We start from the raw sequence: 519 nt of genomic DNA on the forward strand, positions 1-519 counted from the left end.
TTGCTACATGCTGGTGCGGTCCTTTAGAAAGCCCTGGAGGGGCCAGCATTTTAAAACCCGTGAACCTTCAGCTGCTCTTCCTTTACGATGTTGATCTCCAGCAGAAACTGACAGATATTCTTCCTTTGGTCCCCCTGTAACTGAATCACCTCTCCATACTCCGGGTGTTCGATCACTGTACCATTGCAGGCAAATTTCTTTTTAAAGGCTTTTACAAGCTTCTTTTTATCATATTCATCCGAGATGCCTTGCACTGTGGTCAGCGTTTTGCGGCCGTTCCGTTGCTGAATCCTTATGTGGATCTTATCCTCAGTCCCAGCCGGGAGCAAGTCGTCACCCTTAGTGGCATCAGCAAAGGGATCGAAGGACTGGAGGTTCTGTATGTTGGACATGCGATATTACTGCGATTACTTTAACAGAGGAAAGATCTCGGCGATCAGAGCCGCTTGCTGATGCTTAGATTTGTCGTTATTTTATAAAACGGCGTTGAAACCACAGCGCGGTTGTTTTTAATCTGAC

At 46.6% G+C, this 519-nt stretch carries 1 protein-coding gene; it reads right to left on the reverse strand.

The window, feature by feature from the left end:
- Positions 1-50: 50 nt before the first annotated feature.
- A complete protein-coding gene (locus DK871_RS28550) occupies positions 51-392 on the reverse strand; it encodes a translation initiation factor SUI1 (protein WP_161907490.1) in 342 nt (113 codons plus the stop codon).
- Positions 393-519 lie beyond the last annotated feature (127 nt).

This window comes from Pseudomonas sp. L13, assembly GCF_009935965.1.
Taxonomy (GTDB): Bacteria; Pseudomonadota; Gammaproteobacteria; order Pseudomonadales; family Pseudomonadaceae; genus Aquipseudomonas; species Aquipseudomonas lactis.